The organism is Corallococcus sp. NCSPR001, assembly GCF_017309135.1.
Lineage (GTDB): Bacteria > Myxococcota > Myxococcia > Myxococcales > Myxococcaceae > Corallococcus.
In genome coordinates this window covers 3,470,616-3,490,167 of record NZ_JAFIMS010000002.1, presented here as the reverse complement: position 1 = coordinate 3,490,167, position 19,552 = coordinate 3,470,616, and the positions used below count along the sequence as shown (strand labels likewise).

The window sequence follows — 19,552 nt, the reverse complement described above, 5'->3', positions numbered from 1 at the left end:
CAAACCACATCCACGGGCAACGAAATCGCCTTGACCACCCGATGACAGCCGCACTACGGTGTCCGGTTTTGTGTGCGGTGTCGCTCGGTGTGTGAGCGCCGCGAGACGGACAGGGCGGTGGGTGGGGGTGGGTGTTGGTTCGTTATTCGTGGCGCGACCTGGGTGCGCGTCCGTTGTTCTTTCCAGCGCTGAGCCTCTTGCTCGGCGCCCTTTGGCCAACCGGAACAGAGAGCTTCGCCGGGGTATTTCTCCTCTGCGCGCTTTGTCTGGGTGGGTTGGGCGTGGCGCTCGGCCCCTTGCCTGGAGCACACCTCGCGGTGCTCGGCGCGCTGGCCCTGACGGGCGCGGGGCTGTCCTCCCTGGAGGCGCGGGTCGACATCCCTCTGGCCCTCAAGGAAGGCGGCAGCGCGGTCCTCGAAGGTGAGTTGGAGCGCGTGGAGCGCTTCGATGGTGCCGTGCGGCTGCGGCTCGCGGTGGCCCGCGCGGGGCCGGTTCCGGAGCCTCCGGTGGCCGCTCGATTCCGCGTCAGCCTCTCCGGGCGGGGGGAAGGTCTGGAATTGCACCCCGGGCAGCGCGTGCGGGTGGAAGCGCGGCTCGTGCCGGATGCGCCTCCTTCAAATCCGGGCGAGCGGGACTTCTCGTCGGCGCGGCGGCGGCAGGGCGTGGCCTTCACGGGCGGCTTCGTTCCAGGGCGCGTGCTGGCGCTCTCCCCTGCCCCGTCGTGGCGACTCGCGCTGGAGGACGTGCGCGGGCGGCTGACGACGGCGGTGCAGGGGGTCGCTCCCTCCGCGGACGCGGCGGCGCTGTTCCTCACGCTGGCCGCCGGACAGCGCGCGGACCTGGACGCCTCCTGGGAGGACGCGTTCTCGCGGGCGGGGCTCGCCCATGTGCTCAGCGTCAGCGGGCTGCACGTGGCGGCGCTCGCGTTGATGACGCTCGCGCTGCTCAGGCGGGGGCTCGTGCGCCTGGGTGGACGCTGGCGGACGCTGGAGGCGCGGCGTTGGGCGGCTCCAGCTGCGGTGCCCTTCGTCTGGGCGTACGTGCTCTTCACGGGGAACCAGGCGCCCGCGGTGCGCTCGGCGGTGATGGCGTCAGCGGTGCTGCTGGGCCTGTCGCTGTGGCGGCGCGCGGATGGGCTGAATGGCCTGTCGCTGGCGGCGCTGGTGCTCGTGGCCTGGGCGCCCTCCAGCGTCGTGGACCTGTCGCTCCGGCTGTCATTCCTCGCGGTGCTGGGCCTGGTGCTGCTGTCGCCCGCGCTGCGCGAGGCCCTGCCCCTGGACCGGCCGGCTCCTTCCGAACCCCGGCTGCTGAAGCGGTGGGCCGCCCAGGCGCGGGAGACCGTGGCGCAGACGTTGTGCGCGAGCGGCGCGGCGACGCTCGTGGGGCTGCCCGTGGTGGCGGCGGCGTTCGGCCGGGTGAGCCTGGCGGGGCTCGTGTCCAACATCATCGCCCTGCCCCTGTGCGGACTGCTCACCGGGCTCGCGGCGGGCGGCGCGGCGCTCTTCGTGGTGGCGCCGGTCGTGGCGACGCCGGTGCTGTGGGCGGGCGCCTGGGCATCGGAGCTCCTCCTCGTGCTGACGCGGGGCTTCGCGGCCGTGCCCTTCGCGGCGGTGGAGGTGCCGGGCCTGGGGCCGTGGCTCGGCGGGGCGTACGCGGTGGGGCTGGGCGCCTGGGCACTGGGGTCGGGGCGCTGGCGATGGCTGGGACTGCTCGTTCCGGGGGCCGTGCTGGGCGCGCTGCTCCTGCCCGTGCTCGCCCCAGAGCCCGCGCTGCGGATCACCTTCCTCTCCGTGGGCCAGGGAGACGCGGTGGTGCTGCGCTCCCAGGGGCACCATGCGTTGGTGGATGCGGGCGGCGTTCCGGAGGGCGCGGATACCGGGGAGCGGTTCGTCCTGCCCTTCCTCAAGGCCGAGGGCGTGTCGCGGCTGGACCTCGCGGTGCTCTCCCATCCACATCCGGACCATGCGCTCGGGCTCGTGTCGACCCTGGCCCAGGTGCCCACCGAACGCCTGTGGCTGTCCGCGGGGAGCGCGGACGGACCGCTGTCCCGGCGGATCATCTCCGCCGCGAAGGGCGCCGCCGTGGAGGAGGTGGAGGTGGGCCATCCCTCGTTCGTCCTGGGCGAGGCGACGCTGGAGGTGCTGGGGCCTCCCGTGGACCGGGAGCTGATGGAGGGCGCGAACGACCGGAGCGTGGTGCTGCGCGTGCGCCATGGCGACGTCACCGTGCTGCTCGCGGGCGACGTGGAGGCGGAGGGCGAGGCCGCGCTCGAGGAGGTCCTGGGCCCGGTGACGGTGTTGAAGGTGCCGCACCATGGCTCGCGCACGTCGTCCACCGCGCCGCTCCTGGAGCGCACCCGGCCGCGCCACGCGGTGTTCTGCGTGGGCCGGCGCAACCGCTACGGGTTCCCTCATCCGGAGGTGGAGGCGCGTTACCGGGCCCTGGGCACCGAGTGCTGGCGCACCGACCGCGACGGGGCCATCACCCTGGAGAGCGACGGTGAGGACGTCCGGCTGGTGTCCTTCCTGCCGCGCGTGGATTCCCCCCCGCTCCCCGTTGCCGGGAGTGGGGAGCAGGCCCAGCTTGAGCGGTGATGATCTCCGACGACCTGGATCTCCGGCAGCTCACGACCCAACTCAAGGCCCGCCTGGGCCCTGGCGAGCCCGTGGGCTACCTGCGCGGCAAATCCCTCATGCGCGACCTGCTGCTCGACATGAGGGAGAACCGGTTCTCCGAGCTGGAGGCCGAGGAGCTCGTCGACACGCTGGAGGCCCGGGGCTTCGTGCGCTTCCTGGGCGATCCGGCGGAGCGCTCCGTGGCGGACGCGCCGTGGGACATCTCGCCCCACGCCTGACTCGCCGGCCTACTGGAAGACGAGCCAGCCGAAGCGCGGCAGCGCGTGGAAGTCACCGATGAAGAGCGGCGAGAAGGACTGGCCTTCCACCTGCCGGCGTTCGAGGTGCTCCAACCGGTAGAGGTTGAAGCGCCAGCGCTCACCCGGCTGGGGCGGAATGTGCGGCACCTCCGCGAGCCGGTTGAACGGGATGGCCATCTCCACCGTCCAGCCCTCGTCGCGGTCGGACGCGTCGTCCAGCGTGCCGCGCACCTTCACCGCCGTCTTCATGCCTGAGTCCCAGGAGCGGTCCATGCCCTGGCGCCGCGCGGGGAAGTACGCGTCGAAGATGACGTTGTGGGGGGACACCTGCAGCTCGTTGTACGTGCGCCCGTCCGCGTTGGCGTCGAGGAACACCTCCACGACCTCCTGCTCGTAGATGGAGTCGTCGCGGTTGCGCATCGTGCCCCAGATGTCCGGGTCCTCCACGTCGAAGGCCACGTACAGGTTGGCGTCGTCGTAGACGAGCCGCGCCTGGGTGCGCAGCCGCACGGGCCGGCCGTCGAAGCTGCCCGCGAGCGTCACCGGCTTCGCGCCCTTCCAGGCCTCGTCGTCCAGCGCGCCGTCAATCACGGGCGCCTTCTTCACGCGCGTGACGGTGTACTCCGGCAGCGCCGGAGGCTCGCCGCCCAGGAGCGGGCCGCGCATCCGGTTGTCACCCAATTGCATGCGCGGATCATCCACCGCGAGCCGCTCATCGTCCTTCCAGAAGCCCAACGCGAGCCGCGCGGGCGTGGCGGGCATGGCGACGGTGTGCACGTCCTCCAGCACCCGGCCCACGGGCCAGGTCTCCAGCGGCGCGGCGCCGTCCTGGAACTCGTGATCCGCGTTGGCCAGCATCTGGCCGCTCTCCGGATCCACCACGTGCACGAAGAAGTGGAAGCCCTGGGGCGGCGGGCGCACGGCCTGGAAGTAGTGCGCGATGCGCACCGGCTGCCCTGGGGTGGGCTTCTCCGGCGTCACGCGCGCGCCCAGGTAGACGACGGCGCCTCCGGCGAAGGTGGCGCCGCTGCGGAAGGTGAGCCCCTCCGGGGCCGCGTCGAGCGTCCGCAGCGCCGTGGGCGCGGGCAGCTTGGGCGTGCGGTGGGCGGGGCCCGCCTGTTCATCGCGGCAGGCGCCACCCATGAACAGGACGGAGGACAGCAACGGGACGAGGGCAAGGGAGCGCAGGCGCATCGAAGGCGCGGAGTCTACCCTCCCCCGTCTTCTGGGAAGCGTTCTTCCTCGGGTGGGCAGCGCGCTTCCCGTGCCTGGGCAACCCGTCCGCAAGGGAGGGCGGCCGAGCCGGCGGGCCCCCGGAGCCCGGTTGGCATGGACGAAGGTACACCCCACTTTTCGGTCCAACACAGGGAGGGGACCACATGAGCAAGGGATTGTTGGCTGGCGCGGCGGCGGTGGCGGTGTTGGCGGCGGGTTCCGCACAGGCGGCGTCGACGGAGCTGCGCAGGTCGGCGGACATGCGCGGACTGACGTTCCTCGTGGGCGGCGGTGTGGAGGGCTACACCAGCGGCCTGCGCGACCAGATTGATCCAGGCCTGGGCTACGGCGTGACGGTGGCCATCAAGCCGACGAACGTGCTGGGCCTGGAGCTGGGCTACACGGGCGCCATCAGTAACTTCAACGACAGCCGCGTGCTGGCGACGGACACCAGCGGGCCGGACATCGTGCGCAACGGCGCGCAGGCGGCGGTCACGCTGGGCCTGACGGCCACGCCGCTCCAGCCGTACGTCATGGGCGGCCTGGGCGTGAGCCGCTACAACGTGCGCTCCGCCGCCCTGGGCTTCCAGGACGACACGGTGGGCAGCGTGCCGGTGGGCGCGGGCCTGCGCCTGCACATCGGCAGCTTCACCGCGGACGCGCGCGTGAACTACAACTTCCTGTTCGACCAGGAGTTCGCGCTCACCGTGCCGCCGTCCGACGTGGACCTGGGCGGCGACGAGACGTTCAGCAGCGGCGGCCGCTACGTGGGCACCATCAACCTGGGCGCCACCTTCTAGACAGAAGCCATGGCCACCGCCGTCCCGGCCTCCGGACATGGGGGGCCGGGGCTGGATGGGGCCTGGGGGCAACCTCGCGAAAACGCGACGTCCGGTGGCAGGCGTGACGCTTGCTGCCGGACGTCCGCATGCGCTTCGAATTCGAGCACCTGGGCACCCCCACCCCGTTCGAGCTGACCGAGGGCCACCACCTGCTGGGCGGCGGCCCCGACGACCATGTCCACCTGGAGGGGCTTCCTCCGGGGCTGTTGACCCTGCGCATCGACTCCGGGCGGCTCATGGTGCAGGCGGTGCGCAGCTTCACCGTGAACGCGGTGCGCGTGCTGCCCGGCGTGTCGCGCCTGGTGGTGCCCGGCGAGGTGCTGGGCCTTCCGGACGGCATGTGCCTGCGCGTGCTCGCCGAGCCGGGCGCCCCCGGACGCGAAGTGGGCACCGTCGCGGTGCTCAAGGGCCTGCTGACGGACTCGGACATCCCGCCGTCGCGCGCCGCCACCCTCACCTGCCTCACCGGACTGGACGTGGGCCGCTGTCACGCGCTCGCGGAGGCGTGCACGGACATCGGCCGGGGTGACGGCATGTCCCTGCGGCTGCGCGACCGGGCCGTGTCACGGATGCACGCGCGGATCCGCCGCGAGGACCCGGGCTTCGTGCTGGAGGACCTGGGCACGCCCAACGGCGTGTTCCTCAACGGCGTGCGGCTGGAGGCCCCCGCGCCCCTGGCGGACGGGGACGTCGTGGAGCTGGGGCGCTCGCTGCTCCGCTTCCAGGCGGCGTTCGACGAGGCCGCTGGAGAGGCTCGGCCCGTGCCCCGGCCGGTGGCCGTCGTCGTGGAGCCCGCGAATGCAGCAACGCCGCGGCCTCCCGAAGGAGGGCCGCGACGCCTGGAGGGGTGGATCATCGCCGGGGCCGTCGCGCTGGCCCTGGGTGCGCTGCTCGTCACCTCCCTGGTGGCGGCGACAGGCTGAAGACGCGCGCGCCCTACGCCGGCAGGGGCGAGAGCCCCGCGCGCTCCACCAGCAGCCGAGCCAGATACCGGTGGTGACGGAAGAAGCTGGTGAAGTGCACGAAGCCCTTGCTGCCCCGGATGGCGTAGACCGTCACCGGCCCGGGCAGGACGTCCAGCTTGCGGATGTCCGCGAACGAGAAGCGCCGCGTGCGCACCATGCCCCGGCAGGTGATGCCCCGGGAGTCCACTTCAATGCGGGTGCGGCCGTAGTAGGCGACGGCCACCCCGAAGAAGAGGACGAAGAAGGCCGCGGACAGGAACGTCTGCAGCGGCACTCCGTCGAAGTGGAACAGCCAGGCGAAGATGCCCAGCCATAACAGGCCCGCCGCCGCCATCACGGCGGCGAGCACCCTGCGCGGGCGAAAGACCTGGTGCGGCTGCTTCCCCTCCACCGTCCGATCGCGTCCGTCCATGCCCTTCAAAATAGTGGGCCGGACAGTCCCTCGGACCATGCCCGCCTGCTCTCCAGGCAGACGGTCAGCGCAGGCGCTCGGCCTTCTGGCGGGACTCCTCCTTCAGCTCGGGCCGCACGTCGGCGGCGGTGGAGCGCGCGTAGCGCTCGTAGAGGTCGCGGGCCTCCAGGTTGCGGCCCAGCGCGCGGTAGGCCTCCGCGAGCCCGTACAGCGGCGAGGCCGCGTCCGGCTCCAGCTTCAGCGCGAACTGGTAGTCCGCCGCGGCCTCCGCGTAGCGCCGCAGCCCGATGTTGGCGCTGCCCCGCGCGATGTACGCCACGGTCAGGAGCGGCTCCTGCTGCAGGGCCTGCGTCAGCGTCTGGAGCGCGGGCGCGTAGGCGCGCTGGCTGATGTGCTGGACGCCCTGCTCGTAGGCGCGGCGCGCCTGGGCCCGCGTCGTGTCCGCCACCGGGCCCGAGCCGGGCGGCTGCCCCACCGCCTGCGGCGACGCTCCGAGCTCGCCCTGCTTCACGCGCGCGCGGGTGATGTTGTCCTGCGCGCTCTGACGGATGGCGACGTCCTGGGTGAGGCGCGACGCGGCTTCCCACTCTTCAATGGCGCGCGCGTAGTAACCCAGCACCGCCAGCGCGTTGCCCAGCTTGAAGCGCGCCTCCACGTGATCCGGCGCCGCGTGCTCCGCGTCGAGGAAGGCGAAGGCCGCCTCGCGGTAGCGGCGCTCGCGCATCAGCGCGTCCCCGTCGCGGATCCGCGTGGCCGCGAGCACGGCCTGCGACGTGCGCTTGGGCTCCACCGGGCCGGGAGGCGTGTCGGTGGCCGGGCCCGGTGCGCGCGCGGCCGGGGCGGCGGACTTCGGCTCGGTGGCCGGGGGCTGTGCGCTGGGGCCCTGCGCCCAGGCCGGCACCGCCAACGTGCCGAGCCACACCACCGCCGAGACCCCGAGCTGGAACCTGCGCGTGCGAACCATGTCCCTCTCCCGTCCTGGCCCCCGGCGGGCCAGAACCACTGCGGCCTGCGTCCTTCCTAGCTGCGGAAGGGGTTCTGCAGGAGCACCGTCTCGCCGCGGTCGGCGCCCACGGACACGCACACCACGGGCACGCCGCTGACCTCTTCCACGCGGCGCACGTAGCGCTTGGCGGCTTCGGGCAGCTCGTCGAAGGTGCGCACGCCGGCGAGCTTCTCGTCCCAGCCGGGCAGCGTCTCGTAGATGGGCTTCACGCGCGCGAGGTCCTCGTAGTCACCGGGCAGCTCGGTGACGCGCTGGCCGTCCAGCTCGTACGCGTTGCAGATGCTGAGCGTCTTGATGCCGCTGAGCACGTCCAGCTTGGTGAGCGCGATGCCCCACAGACCGTTGACGCGCACCGCGTAGCGCAGCACCACGCCGTCCAGCCAGCCGCAGCGGCGCGGGCGGCCCGTGGTGGCGCCGAACTCGTCGCCCACCTTGCGCAGCCGGTCTCCCAGCTCGTCGCTGAGCTCCGTGGGGAACGGGCCTCCGCCGACGCGCGTGGTGTACGCCTTGCTGATGCCCATCACCTTGTCGATGGCCGTGGGCCCCAGGCCCGAGCCCACCGCGGCGTTGCCCGCCACGCAGTTGGAGCTGGTGACGAACGGATAGGTGCCGTGGTCCACGTCCAGCAGCGTGCCCTGCGCGCCCTCGAAGAGGATACGGGCGCCGCGGCGGACCTGCTCGGAGAGGAAGAGCGACACGTCGTGCACGTAGGGGCGCAGCCGCTCGCCCAGGGCGGAGAACTCCGCCAGGATCTGCGGCGTCTCCAGGGTTGGCACGTCCACGCCCGCCCGGGCGCAGAGGTCCTTGAGCTCCTCCAGCGCGGCGGGGAGGCGCTCGTCGATGCGGCGGCGCAGGCGCTCCGGGTGGAGCAGGTCGCGCACGCGGATGCCCCGGCGGGCCACCTTGTCTTCGTACGCCGGACCGATGCCCCGCCCCGTGGTGCCGATGGCGCTGCCACCGCGCGCCTTCTCCCGGAAGCTGTCCAACAGCTTGTGCCACGGGAAGATGACGTGGGCGTTGTCGGAGATGAGCAGCTGCGCGTCATCCTTGAGGAAGCCGCGCGGCTTGAGCGCGTCGATCTCCCGGACGAGGACGGCGGGATCCACCACCACCCCGTTGCCAATGACACACGTCTTGCCCGGGTGAAGGATGCCGGACGGAATCAGGTGCAGGACGGTCTTCTGCCCGCCCACCACCAGCGTGTGGCCCGCGTTGTTGCCGCCCTGGAAACGGACGACCACCTGGGCGTGCTCGGTGAGAAGGTCGACGACCTTGCCCTTCCCCTCATCTCCCCACTGCGCTCCGATGACGACGACGTTCGGCATGGTGCCCGCCGCTTAGCACGCGGGAGGGGCCGGGTGACAGTGTTCCGCGAAGCCGCAGTGAAGGGCCTGGCAGGCCGCCTTGTCCCACCCCGGCCGTGCCCGCGACATTTCGGCCTGGACAAGCGCTCGGACGCCCTCGGCCAGCCGGCGCACCGCCCCGGCGTCGGCGGATCCGGCCGGGAGGAATTCCGGCTCCGGGGATGCGTCTCCCAGGAAGGCCACGCCCACCCGCACCGGCACCCCGTCGCGCACCATCCGCGCGGACGCCAGGGCCAGGGCTGTCAGCTCGTGGACGCACGCGGCAGTGCCCAGGGGGTGGCGGGCGCCCGGGCGCAGGAGCACCGCCACGGCCTCTCCGTCCGGCGACTCCCAGAGCAGATCCACGGCGCCCTCCACGCTGGCGCTGTCATCCAGGTCCAGCACGAAGTCCAGGCCGCGGTGGAGGGTGGACGCGGGCGCCACCGCGAGCTGCCGGGCGAACGTCGTGTCCAGGAAGCGCTCCACGGTGGCGAGCACGCCGCCCAGTTCCTCCTCGTCCGGATCCCGGCCCGCGCCGCGCAGCAGGTTCTCCAGGTGCGCGCGCCGCTCGGAGGCCTCCGCGTCCGGTCCCGCGAGCGACAGGTCCACCTCGCGCAACAACCGCGTGACGAGCTGGTCCGGACGCTCCACGGGCAGCCAGCCGTCAGGCTCCACGAAGAGGGGCGCGGCGCGCACGGGGGCTTCCCACGGTTCGGATCCGGCGGCGAGCCCCAGCCGGTGGAGCTGGTGGTAGCGGCGCGGGCAGGTGAGGAAGTCCTGGACCGCGCGCACGGACGCGACCGCCGGGGCGTCGGTGAGCAGCGCGGCACCCACGCCCGAGGCTTCGTCGGACAGCCGCTCCAGCGCGGACTCCAGGCGGATCCGCGCCTGCTCCAGTTGCTCCTCCGTGGGCGGCTCCGGATCCGCGGGCGGCGGCAGCTGCTCCACGTCCACGTCGTTGGCGAGCGCACGCAGCTCCGGGTCCACGTCCAGCCGGCGGTCCACGCGGTGCCACCACGTGTCGGTGCCCGCGCGCTTCTCCTCTCCGCCGGAAAGCACGAGCAGGTCCTTGGCGCGCGTGAGGGCCACGTAGAGCAGGCGCAGGTATTCGGCGTCCTCGCGGGCCTTCAGCTCGGCGCGCACGGCCTCGAAGCGTTCGGAGGTGAAGGTGTCCAGCGAGTCCGGCATCCACGGCCGCAGGGCCAGGCCGAACGAGCGCTCGAAGTACGCCCGCGCGGACGTGGTGCGCCGACGTCCGCCCATGCCGGGCACGATGACCACCGGCCACTCCAGGCCCTTGGCGCGGTGGATGGTGAGCAACTGCACGGCGCGCGGGTCGCCCTCGTCCAGCAGGTCCGCCTGGGCCTCGTTGGGGTCGGAGTCCGCCAGCTGGCGCAGCTCGCGCGCGAAGGCCACGCAGCCACCCGTGCCGCGCTCGTCCCGGCGCGCCGCCAGCGACAGGAGCTTCTCCACGTTCGCGCTCGCCTGCTCCGCGTAGGGCGAGCCCGCGAGGGCCTCCCGGTAGCCCGTCGCCTCCAGCGCGGCCTGCAAGAGGGCATGCACGCCCAGCCGGTCCCGCTCGCGCCGCAGCACGGGGATGAGCTCCAGGAAGCGCGCGAGCCGCGACTGCTCGCGCGCGGACATGGCGGCGCGGACCTCTTCATCCACCAGGCGCGGTGAGCCGAGCGACAGCGGCAGGTCCCCCGCGAGCCGGAACAGCGACGCGTCCGACAGGCCCACCAGCGGCGATCGCAGCACCGCGGCGAACGCCAGCGCGTCGTCCGCGTCCGCGAGCAGCGCCAGCAACGAGGCGAGGTCGCGCACCTCCTGGGCCCCGTAGAAACCGCGGCCTCGCAGCACCCGGTGCGGCACGCCGTGGCGGATCAACGCCTGCCGGTACTCCTCCAGGTGCGTGAAGGTCCGGAAGAGGATGGCCACGTCGCCGCCGCGCGCGGGGCGCAGGCCCTTCTTGTCCTCGGCCATCACCGTCGGCGGGGCACCCGGCGCGAGCATCACCCGCAGCCTGCGGGCCACCGCGTCCGCTTCGTACTCGCGCAGCTCCGGGGCGGTGTCGGCCTCCGGCAGGGTGAGCCGCTCCACCACGGGCCTTTCGGCCAGGTCCGGTCGCGTGGGGGACAGGTCGTCCGTCTCGGGTTCGTAGACGACTTCAAAGGGACGGGGCGTCGCCTCCTTCGCCACGAGCAGCCCGGCGAACGCGCGGTTGAAGAAGGACAGGACGCCCGGCAGCGAGCGGTAGTTGTTCTGGAGGAAGCCGCGCATGCCGCCCTCGGCTTCGATCTTGTCCGCGAGCACCTTGAACACGGACACGTCCGCGCCACGGAACTCGTAGATGGACTGCTTGCGGTCACCCACCGCGCACAGGAACGCGGGCTCCACGGGCAGCGAGGCCACGAGGTCCATGTCCGGCGCCAGCTCACGCGGGCCGCCTTCGCGCTTCTCCGCCAGGAGCAGCACCAGCTCCAACTGCAGCCGGTTGGTGTCCTGGAACTCGTCCACGAGCAGCGCGCCCAGCCGCTCCTGCACCTGCTGGCGGAACTCCGGATGGTCGCGCAGCAGGTCGCGCGCCTTCACCAGCAGCGAGGTGAAGTCGAACACGTTGCGCCGGGCCAGCTCCGCGTCGTGCCGCTCCTCCACCTGGGCCAGCAGATCGCGGAAGGTCGCCTCGAAGGGCGCCGTGCGCCACGCGGCGTAGGCATCCTCCAGCCGCCGCACGGAGCCGTCGCTCTTGCCTTTCACCCTCCAGAGCAGCTCCTTCAGGCACGCGCCCGCGCCCTTGCGCAGGTTGGCCAGGTTGCGCGGCTCCGACAGCAGCACGTTGCGCAGCGTCGGGTAGTGGCCCGACTGCATGAACGTGTCCGGCGTCATCGTCTTCAGCGGGAGCTCGCACGCGGACAGGAGCGGGCTCCACTCGCCCTTGGTGTCCTGGGCGCGGGCGTCCAGGCACAGGCGGCGGCAATCCTCGATGAGGGCTTCGAGCTGCGCCTTGTCCGCCACGCCGTCGCCCACGCGCGCCGTGGCGGCCTTCAGGCCCTCTTCGCGCAGCGTGCCGTAGACGTCCATCAGCGCGGCCACGAGCCCGTCGGAGAAGCCGGAGCCGGAGAAGCCCAGCTCCGCGCACAGCTCGCGCACGCGCGCGTCTCCGCCCTCCAGCGCGTCCAGGACGACGCGTTCGGTGACGTCTTCCAGCAGGCCCGCGGCCTCCAGCTCGTCCAGCACCTCGAAGGCAGGGTCGATGCCCACCGCGGGCGGCGCGCGGCGCAGGAGCTGACCGCAGAGCGAGTGGAACGTGCCCACCGTCGCGGCGCCCAGCTCCTCGCGCACCTTGCGCCAGGCGTCCTGCGTGGGGAACGGACGCTCCAGCCTCGCGAGCGACGCGCGCAGGTCCTTCTCCGCGTCATGCGGGACATCGCCCTGGGCCAGCGCGTCCAGGCGTTCGCGGACGCGCTTGCGCATTTCGGCGGCGGCCTTGTCCGTGAACGTGAGCATGCACAGCCGGGAGGGACGCAGCGGCTCCGCCTGCCGCGCTCCCGCGAACAGGTGCAGCGTCATGGTCACCAGGCTGTACGTCTTGCCCGCGCCGGCGCCCGCCATCAGGGCCAGGTTCTTTTCCAGCGCGAGCATGTGGGGCGCGGTGTCGCTCATCCGCTCCCCTCGTCCGAGATGCGGCGCTCGGTGATGCGGCACACGGCGCGGTAGCCGCACTTGCCGCAGTCATTGGGCCGCGCCGGGAAGTCGCCCTTGCGCAGCTGGCGCACCAGCGACTCCACCGCGTTGGGCAGGTTGAGGCCGGCGGACTCCGCCACGCGCTGGCGCACCTCCGGGTCGGTGGACAGCAGGTCCTCCAGCTCCGCGGCCGGCAGCACCGAGGACAGGTGGATGGCGTCGCCCGTGCGCAGCGAGAACCACGCCGCGTTCTTCGCGCCCACGTGGCCCGCCACGCGCGCGGCATAGAGGTACAGCGGGAGCTGGAAGTCCGAGCGCAGCAGGTTTTCTTTCAATGTGCGCTTGTCCAGGCGGCCCGTCTTGTAGTCGATGACGCCCACCTCCGGGCCGGCCGTGTCCAGCCGGTCGATCTGCCCCTCGAAGACGATGGCGTCCTCGGCCACCATCAGCTTCACGTCGCTCCAGCGCTTGTCCTCGGCCGCGGGGCCGAAGCGCAGCTCGAAGCCTTCGGGCACCAGCGGGTCGAACGGCAGGCCGCGCCGCGGATCCGCGAGGATGCGCCGGGCCATGGCCTGGGCCTTCTCACCCGCGAGCTTCCACAGCTCGTGGTGGCCCACGTGGTACAGCTCCGCGAAGTGCCGGCTGGCCTTCTTGACCGCCTTCTCCAGCACCTCCTCGGGGATGTCCTCCGGCGCCTGGCCCAGGAGCTTCTTCTCCTTGAGCGCCTGGAAGACCTCCTCCATCACGCGGTGCCAGAAGGTGCCCCGGCCCCGGGCGTCGAACTCCTCGTTGGCCACCACGGGCTCGGCCACCTTCAGGCCGTACGCGATGAAGCCCTGGAAGCCGCAGTTGCCGAACTTCGACAGGGCGCTCGCGGACAGCGGGCGCTCCAGACCGAAGTGGAACGTGTCGCGCAGCTTCTGCTCCAGTTGGGGGCCCTGCACGCCGCCGGTGAACTCGCCGGGCAGCTCGTCCTCGCGGCCGAAGAAGCGCAGGCGCGCGGCCTCCATGTGGGCCAGCTCCCGGGCGCTGCGGAACCAGTCATCCGTGCCGAAGCGGTCCTTGAGCACCTGTCCCGCGGGGTCCGGCTCCGTGACGCGCAGGGAGGGGAACGACAGGCCCGCCAGCGCCTCCAGCGCCACGGTGCGCCGCAGCTCGGACGGCGTGAGCACTTCGTCCAGCGGCAGCACCGGGGGCAGCGTGCGCGTGGACCACTTGTGGCCGGTGAGCCGGCGCACCTCCTCCAGGAACGCGGAGGGCACCTGCTCCTGTCCACCCGCGGCCTTCACCGCGAACGACAGGCTCAGCGAGCCCTCCGCCGCCGCGAGCGCGCTGGCGAAGAGCAGCCGGTCCTCCGTGAGGCGCCAGGGCGCGCGGTCGTCGAACTCGCCGCCGGTGAGGCGGAACACGTCCCGGGTCAGGTGCTGGTTGAGCGCCACGCGCTCCGCGTCGCCCAGCAGCGGCGACGGCGGGTCGCGCCCGGGGAGCCGGCCTTCGGTGAGCCCGGCGACGAAGAGGTGCCGGAAGGTGCGGCCGGGCACCTCCGCCAGGTCCAGCACCTCCACCGCGCCCGTGGACGGGCCTCGCGCGGGCAGGTGCACGTCGCGCAGCGCGTCCGTCAGCCACCGGCCCAGCACGCGCCGGGTGATGCGGGGACCTCCGCCCACGGCGCGCAGCGAGCGCAGCAGCGCTTCCATCCGCTGGCGGAACGCCGCGAGCGCCGCGTCGTCCCGGGCCTGCGCGTCCTCGATGCGCGCGCCCAGGGTCCCGGCCTCGCGGGCCTCCAGGGGCCCCGAGGAGTCGAGCAGGCCCAGCCGCTCCACGACCTTCCACCACGCGGCGATGGACTCCGCGGCGGGGGCCTCCTGGGGGATGTGGCGGCATTCGTCGATGAGCCGCATCACGCGGTCGCGAAGCGCGCGCACGGCCATCACCTTGACCGCGTCCTCCTTGCGCTTGCCGCCCTGCGCGGCCATCCGGCGCGCGAGCCCTTCCAGGCGCACGTCGTAGGCGCCCTTGCCTCGCGTGGCGCCCAGGCGGTCATCGCGCGCGGCGGCGAGCGCGAAGAGGGTCGCGGGCGCATCCGGCCCCCCGCGCGACAGCGAAGGCACGTAGCGGCTGGAGACGAGCTCCGCCACGCGTTCAGCCGGGAAGCCGTCCTCCATCAGCACCGGCAGCTCCAGCGCCAGCCGCACCGGCCCCGCGAGCGCGAGCGGCTCCCCCCACGGCAGGCGCACCGGCACGCCCAGGTCGCCCAGAGCCTCCGCGAGCCAGCCCGCCTCCGGTCCCAGGTCCCGGTAAGCGATGGCGATGTCGCCCGGCGCGCTGCCCGAGTCGATGAGGCGGCGCACGTCGCGGGCCACGACGCGGGCCTCCTCGCGGGCGTTCGTCGCGTTCCACACGGACAGCCCGTCCACCGCGCCCTTCAGCACGTCACGAGCGGCGCGAGGCGAGAACAGGTGCCGGCCGAGGTCCGTGAAGGGGCGGCCCTCGAAGGTGACGTCCGCCTTGAAGAGGTCCACGTGGGGCATGGTCTCGCCCCGGTTCTCGAAGGCGCGGAACAGCGCCGCGAGCGCCGCGTCGGCCACCGGAGAGCCGCCCACCGGCGTCTCCACGCGCAGCGACACGCGCCGGGCCTCGCACGCCGCGGCGAGCCCCATCAGCAGCTCCAGCTTCGACGGGCGCACGTCGTAGACGCCGTGGAGCACCAGCCCCGTCACCCCGTCCCAGCCCGAGGGCCACGCGCCCCGGTCCAGCGCCTCGCGAGCGCCCCGGAGCACGTCCTCACGGTCCGCGAGCCCCAGCTCCGCCAGACGCTGTTCATACAGGTGATAGAGCCGGGCGAGGACCCGCGCGCGGGTGCGGCGCTCCGGGGGCAGCACCTCCGCGGCGTCCTGGAGTTCGCGAGGAGAGAGCCGGCCCGCCTTCAGGTCCAGCAGCACGTCTGCGGCGGCGCGGGCGAAGGCGGGCTCGCGCACGTAGTCACCGAACGGTGTGGAGCCCAGCAATGCGCCCAGGCCGGCCACCACGGCGCGGGCCGTCATCGCGGGACAGGGCCGCCGGTTGAGTTCGCGAGCCCCACCCAGCGCGTGGACGAAGTCGTCCCACGTGAGCAGATGGGTCCCCACGGCGAGGCCCCGCGCACGCCGCTCCGCCCGCAGGGCAGCCTGGCGGCGCGCGGCATCGGGGAAGACGTGGAGTGTGCGACCAGGGCGGGACATGCGGGGCGAGGACTCTAGAACGGCCAGGGGCGCCGTTTTCATGCTCCTTTCTGCGCATTCCCACACCCTGGCCCGTTGTCCGCTCGCCTGCCGCCCTTGGAACCCGGGAAGTCCAAGGACGCGAGCCTTTCCGCCCGACCCGCGACAGCTCCGCTCAGGCTGGAGGCGCCCAGGTCGCAGAACCTGCCCGACGGTCGGACAGGTTCTGGAAAGTCGCGGCAGGTGACAGGCCGCGAAAACTTGTTGGACAGACGAACAGGTCGGGAGCACCACCGCGGGCACCACGGAGCCGCGAAAACCTGTCCGACAGGCAGACCGGCTGGCCCATCGGGGCTGCCGCCACGGTGGTGGAAAACCTGTCGGACAATCGGACCGGTCACGAGCGCTCCGCCAGGACCATGGTGCGGCGAAAACCTGTCGGACGGCCAAAGCCAGTCCGGCCGACCGTGGCTGGCGTCATGGCACCGCGAAGACCAGTCCTGTTCGACAGGTAAACCGGGGCTGGCGCCACGGCGTTGCGAAAACCTGTCGGACAGTCGGACTGATTCTGGAGCCCCAAGGCTGGAACACCTCCACTGTGGAATCCCGTCGGACAGCTGCTGGTACAGCGCCGCCGCCACGCCGCAGCCAGAACCTGTTGGATAGTCGGACAGGACTGAACCACCACTGCTGGCACCAAGCCACGGCGAGAACCTGTCGGACGGTCGGACTGCTTTTGGAGCATCGCAGTGGGCACCATGCAGTGAAACCTGTCGGACCGGCATGGGACACACGACTGGCGCCCCACGCTTGTGAAGACCTGTTGGACAGTCGGGCAGGTTCTGGAACGGCAGCGCCCACGACAGGTCGCAGCGAGAACCTGTTGGACAGCCGGGTTGGGTTGGGACACACGGCTGGCGCCCCACGCTTGTGAAGACCTGTTGGACAGTCGGGCAGGTTTTGGAACGGCGGCGCCCACGCCAGGCCGCAGCGAGAACCTGTTGGACAGCCGGGTTGGGTTGGGACACACGGCTGGCGCCCCACGCTTGTGAAAACATGTCGGACAGTCGGACAGGTTTTGGAACGGCGGCGCCCACGCCAGGTCGCAGCGAGAACCTGTTGGACAGCCGGGCAAGTCTGGACTGCCACTGCTGGTGCCAAGCCGCGGCAAGAACTTGTCGGACGGTCGGGCAGGTTCTGGAACACTGCGCTTGGCGTGAGCGCTGCTGTGGAAACCTGTCCGATAATCCGCCATGGACGTCAGGGCGTGAGGCTCCTCGGGCGATTCAGTGCGCGGTGAGGAAGTTCTCCACCGCCAGGGCGAGCAGCGCGGGAGCTGAGACGTGGGCCACATGGCCCTGTCCCGGCAGCATGCGGAGGGACGCGTGTGGGAGGACCTTCGTCAGGGCATGGGCAGGTTCCGAGAGGAGCACCTGGGGGCTCTGGTCGCCCAGGACCACGAGGGTGGCGGCATCCACGGCGCGGAAGCGCTACACGCCTATTGGGAGGTCCGCCACCGCGCTGATTTCGCGCAGGAAGGGCTCTATCCGGCCGAGTTGCTTCGCCCACTGCGGCGTCTGGCGGAAGGCATCGAGTTGCTCCGGAGTAAGCATCCGGAAGATGCGGTGTTGCGCGGCCACGAGCGCCGCGTCCGGGCCCTCGGGCTTCCAGGTCGTGCGGACGAACTCCACGGCTTCGCGCGCGATGCATTGGGAGATAGGGAACGGAGGTTCGTAGAGCACCATCCGCGCAGGTGGCCGTCGCGCCGCCGCCTCCAGCGCGAGGATGCCGCCTGGCGAGTGGCCGAACAGGCAGGCCCCGGCCCTGGCCTCCTGCATCAGCGCGAGTACATCCTCGACCTCGCGTTCCAGCGAATACACCTCGCCGTCCGCGCTGGCGCCGCGTCCGCGCCGCTCCAACACGAAGTCCGTGAAGCGCGGGGATAGCCGCGACGCGACGTCCCGCCAATTGTCCCACGTGCTGAGCGTGCCGCAGATCCAGACGAGCGCGGGCCCCTGCCCGTGCCGGAAGTACGACAGCGACGTGCCATCCACAATCGCTGGGGGATACACATGGAGAGCCTCTCCGCCATCGGCGTCTTCGCCCGCGTCGCGGAAACCGGCAGCTTCGCCTCCGCGGCCCGCGCGCTGGGCATCACTCCATCCGCCGCGAGCAAGAGCGTGGCCCGCCTGGAGGAACGATTGGGCACGCGCCGCTCCCAGCGCACCACGCGGCGCATGCACCTCACCGAGCAGGGCGCCCGCTTCCACGAGCGCTGCGCGCGCCCTCAGCGAATTGCGCGATGCGGAGTCGGAGCTCGCCCACGCGGTGCGCACCCTGCGGGGCCGTGGGCGCGTCTCCGTGCCGGAAATGCTCGCCCTGCGGCTCATCATCCCCAACGTCCAGAGCTTCCGCCCCGAGTACCCGCACCTGGAGCTGGAGCTGGACGTCAACGACCACGTGGCCGACATCGTCGCGGACGGGCTGGACGCGGCGGTGCGCTGCGGCGAGTTCACCGACTTACGGCTCATGCGCCGTCGCCTGGGCCCCAAGCGCTTCATCCTCTGCGCCTCTCCCGCCTGCCTCCAGGTGCATGGAACGCCGTGCTCGCTCGACGCGCTTCAGGAGCACGACTGCATCCGCTATCGCTTCGTGTCCACCCCGCCGCGTGGAGTCCAGGGCCCTGCGTCAGCCCGCGGGCGCTCTCTCACCGCGCATCCCGGAGACCTTCGTCTTCAACAACAGCGAGGCCGTCACCCACACGGCCCGGGCGGGCTTCGGCATCGCCCAGTTCGTGGAGCGGATGATCCGCCCGGAACTCAAGGCCGGCACGCTGCGCCCCTTCCTGCGTGGGCGCTCCCTGGAACGCGGCACGCTGTGGCGGGTGTGGCCCCAGGCGCTGCGAACCTCGCCCAAGGTGAAGGCCCTGGGCGCCTTCCTGGCGCGGCTCGTCGAAGAGGACGGGGCCGGGCCGAGCTGAGATCCCATCACCCGGATTGCAGGAAAAGGGCGGAGCGCCTTTATGCTCCTCCGGCCCATGCCTGCTTCCTACCGGACCCTCGCCACCTTCTGCCTGCTCCTGCTGGCGCCGCTGTCCCCCGCCGCCGCGCAGGACGCCTCCGACGCGCCGCGCGCGCTGCGCTTCAACTGGACCCGCGACGGCATCATCACCGGCACCGCGGGAGTGCTGTGGATCACCAGCGAGTCGGTGTTCAAGGCCGACCTGTCCCCTGCACAGTGCCGCTGGTGCGACCGCGCTCCGGACGGCACCGACCGGCTCAATCGCCTGGACCGCTGGGGCCGAGGCATCGCGGGCAGCACGGAAGCGTCCCGCAAGCGCGCGGACACCTGGAGCAACATCATCGGGTTCGCAGGCCTGCCGCTGGGCATCCTGGGCACCCAGTACGCCGTGGGACGCAGCAGTGGCGCCTCCACGGAGTTCTTCGCCCAGGACGCCACCATCATGGTGCAGAGCGCCGTCCTCGCCTCTGTCGCTAACCAGGCGGTGAAGTTCGCCGTGGGCCGCGAACGGCCCTTCGTCCACGTCCTCCCGGAGGAGGAAAAAGGGCTCACCGCGCACCCCAGCGACAACAACCTGTCCTTCTACAGTGGCCATACCAACCTGGCCTTCTCCCTGGCCGTGTCCGCTGGCACCGTCGCCGCGATGCGCGGCTACAAGCACCAAGCCATCATCTGGGGCGTGGGCCTGCCGCTCGCCGCCTCCGTGGGCCTCTTGCGAATGGGCGCGGACAAACACTATCTCTCCGACGTGCTCACCGGCGCCGTGCTGGGCACCGCGTTCGGCGTCGCCGTGCCCCTGCTCCTGCACGGCCGCGTGGATGACACCGCGCCCGCCGCGACACGGACGTCCTCGGTGTCACTCAACCCGATGGTCGGCACCCAGATGGTGGGCCTGTCCGGCGCGTTCTAACCACCCTCCTCCCAGAGGTGGATATCCGAGGAGCCCGGTAGGGCCTCATGGACGACAGCGACCATGAAGGGCCGTCGTC

At 72.1% G+C, this 19,552-nt stretch carries 14 protein-coding genes; 6 read left to right on the top strand and 8 right to left on the bottom strand.

Annotated features, from left to right (window positions below; translation table 11 throughout):
• Nucleotides 1-134: 134 nt before the first annotated feature.
• Nucleotides 135-2,594, top strand: a complete 2,460-nt coding sequence (locus tag JYJ93_RS16145; RefSeq protein WP_206800325.1) for a DNA internalization-related competence protein ComEC/Rec2 — start codon at nt 135-137, stop codon at nt 2,592-2,594.
• A complete protein-coding gene (locus JYJ93_RS16140) occupies nt 2,594-2,854 on the top strand; it encodes a hypothetical protein (RefSeq protein WP_014398208.1) in 261 nt (86 codons plus the stop codon). Before JYJ93_RS16145 ends, JYJ93_RS16140 begins: the two co-directional genes overlap by 1 nt.
• A 9-nt stretch (nt 2,855-2,863) precedes the next feature.
• Here the strand turns inward: JYJ93_RS16140 and JYJ93_RS16135 are convergent, their stop codons facing one another.
• The gene (locus JYJ93_RS16135) at nt 2,864-4,069 is read right to left on the bottom strand and encodes a carbohydrate-binding family 9-like protein (RefSeq protein ID WP_206792293.1); all 1,206 of its coding nucleotides are present in this window, start codon (nt 4,067-4,069) and stop codon (nt 2,864-2,866) included.
• Between the two features lie 185 nt (nt 4,070-4,254).
• On the opposite strand from JYJ93_RS16135, the gene JYJ93_RS16130 reads away from it, so the two are divergent.
• The gene (locus JYJ93_RS16130; RefSeq protein WP_206792291.1) at nt 4,255-4,890 is read left to right on the top strand and encodes an outer membrane beta-barrel protein; all 636 of its coding nucleotides are present in this window, start codon (nt 4,255-4,257) and stop codon (nt 4,888-4,890) included.
• A gap of 128 nt (nt 4,891-5,018) precedes the next feature.
• Nucleotides 5,019-5,855, top strand: a complete 837-nt coding sequence (locus JYJ93_RS16125; RefSeq protein ID WP_206792289.1) for an FHA domain-containing protein — start codon at nt 5,019-5,021, stop codon at nt 5,853-5,855.
• Between the two features lie 13 nt (nt 5,856-5,868).
• On the opposite strand, the gene JYJ93_RS16120 is transcribed toward JYJ93_RS16125, so the two are convergent.
• The 7 genes from JYJ93_RS16120 to JYJ93_RS40800 form a co-directional block, all read right to left on the bottom strand.
• A complete protein-coding gene (locus tag JYJ93_RS16120; protein ID WP_206792287.1) occupies nt 5,869-6,309 on the bottom strand; it encodes a PH domain-containing protein in 441 nt (146 codons plus the stop codon).
• Between the two features lie 64 nt (nt 6,310-6,373).
• Nucleotides 6,374-7,273, bottom strand: coding sequence for a tetratricopeptide repeat protein (locus tag JYJ93_RS16115; RefSeq protein ID WP_206792285.1), 900 nt, complete (start codon nt 7,271-7,273; stop codon nt 6,374-6,376).
• Nucleotides 7,274-7,329: 56 nt separating this feature from the next.
• Nucleotides 7,330-8,640 carry an adenylosuccinate synthase gene (locus JYJ93_RS16110; protein WP_206792283.1) on the bottom strand — a complete coding sequence of 437 codons (1,311 nt, stop codon included), beginning with the start codon at nt 8,638-8,640 and terminating at the stop codon, nt 7,330-7,332.
• A 12-nt stretch (nt 8,641-8,652) separates the two neighbouring features.
• The gene (locus JYJ93_RS16105; protein ID WP_206792281.1) at nt 8,653-12,321 is read right to left on the bottom strand and encodes a UvrD-helicase domain-containing protein; all 3,669 of its coding nucleotides are present in this window, start codon (nt 12,319-12,321) and stop codon (nt 8,653-8,655) included.
• Nucleotides 12,318-15,563 carry a PD-(D/E)XK nuclease family protein gene (locus tag JYJ93_RS16100; protein WP_206792279.1) on the bottom strand — a complete coding sequence of 1,082 codons (3,246 nt, stop codon included), beginning with the start codon at nt 15,561-15,563 and terminating at the stop codon, nt 12,318-12,320. The genes JYJ93_RS16105 and JYJ93_RS16100 overlap by 4 nt, the downstream gene beginning before the upstream one ends.
• 1,265 nt (nt 15,564-16,828) lie before the next feature.
• On the bottom strand, nt 16,829-17,020 hold the full coding sequence (locus tag JYJ93_RS16095) for a hypothetical protein (protein WP_206792277.1): 192 nt from the start codon (nt 17,018-17,020) through the stop codon (nt 16,829-16,831).
• Nucleotides 17,021-17,032: 12 nt separating this feature from the next.
• Entirely contained in the window at nt 17,033-17,614 is a 582-nt protein-coding gene (locus JYJ93_RS40800) for an alpha/beta hydrolase (RefSeq protein ID WP_206792275.1), read from the bottom strand.
• 596 nt (nt 17,615-18,210) lie between these two features.
• Here JYJ93_RS40800 and JYJ93_RS16080 point away from each other — a divergent pair.
• Together JYJ93_RS16080 and JYJ93_RS16075 are read left to right on the top strand one after the other, a co-directional pair.
• On the top strand, nt 18,211-18,522 hold the full coding sequence (locus tag JYJ93_RS16080; protein ID WP_206792273.1) for a LysR substrate-binding domain-containing protein: 312 nt from the start codon (nt 18,211-18,213) through the stop codon (nt 18,520-18,522).
• 57 nt (nt 18,523-18,579) lie between these two features.
• A complete protein-coding gene (locus JYJ93_RS16075) occupies nt 18,580-19,473 on the top strand; it encodes a phosphatase PAP2 family protein (protein ID WP_242543827.1) in 894 nt (297 codons plus the stop codon).
• The last annotated feature ends 79 nt before the right edge of the window (nt 19,474-19,552 follow it).

What these genes read in the sequence shown, in the direction of transcription:
- JYJ93_RS16140 (WP_014398208.1), top strand. Translation starts at nt 2,594, where the DNA reads ATGATCTCCGACGACCTGGATCTCCGGCAGCTCACGACCCAACTCAAG.
- JYJ93_RS16075 (WP_242543827.1), top strand. Translation starts at nt 18,580, where the DNA reads ATGCCTGCTTCCTACCGGACCCTCGCCACCTTCTGCCTGCTCCTGCTG.
- JYJ93_RS16120 (WP_206792287.1), bottom strand. Translation starts at nt 6,309, where the DNA reads ATGGACGGACGCGATCGGACGGTGGAGGGGAAGCAGCCGCACCAGGTC.
- JYJ93_RS16130 (WP_206792291.1), top strand. Translation starts at nt 4,255, where the DNA reads ATGAGCAAGGGATTGTTGGCTGGCGCGGCGGCGGTGGCGGTGTTGGCG.
- JYJ93_RS16135 (WP_206792293.1), bottom strand. Translation starts at nt 4,069, where the DNA reads ATGCGCCTGCGCTCCCTTGCCCTCGTCCCGTTGCTGTCCTCCGTCCTG.
- JYJ93_RS16110 (WP_206792283.1), bottom strand. Translation starts at nt 8,640, where the DNA reads ATGCCGAACGTCGTCGTCATCGGAGCGCAGTGGGGAGATGAGGGGAAG.
- JYJ93_RS16115 (WP_206792285.1), bottom strand. Translation starts at nt 7,273, where the DNA reads ATGGTTCGCACGCGCAGGTTCCAGCTCGGGGTCTCGGCGGTGGTGTGG.
- JYJ93_RS16100 (WP_206792279.1), bottom strand. Translation starts at nt 15,563, where the DNA reads ATGTCCCGCCCTGGTCGCACACTCCACGTCTTCCCCGATGCCGCGCGC.
- JYJ93_RS16105 (WP_206792281.1), bottom strand. Translation starts at nt 12,321, where the DNA reads ATGAGCGACACCGCGCCCCACATGCTCGCGCTGGAAAAGAACCTGGCC.
- JYJ93_RS16125 (WP_206792289.1), top strand. Translation starts at nt 5,019, where the DNA reads ATGCGCTTCGAATTCGAGCACCTGGGCACCCCCACCCCGTTCGAGCTG.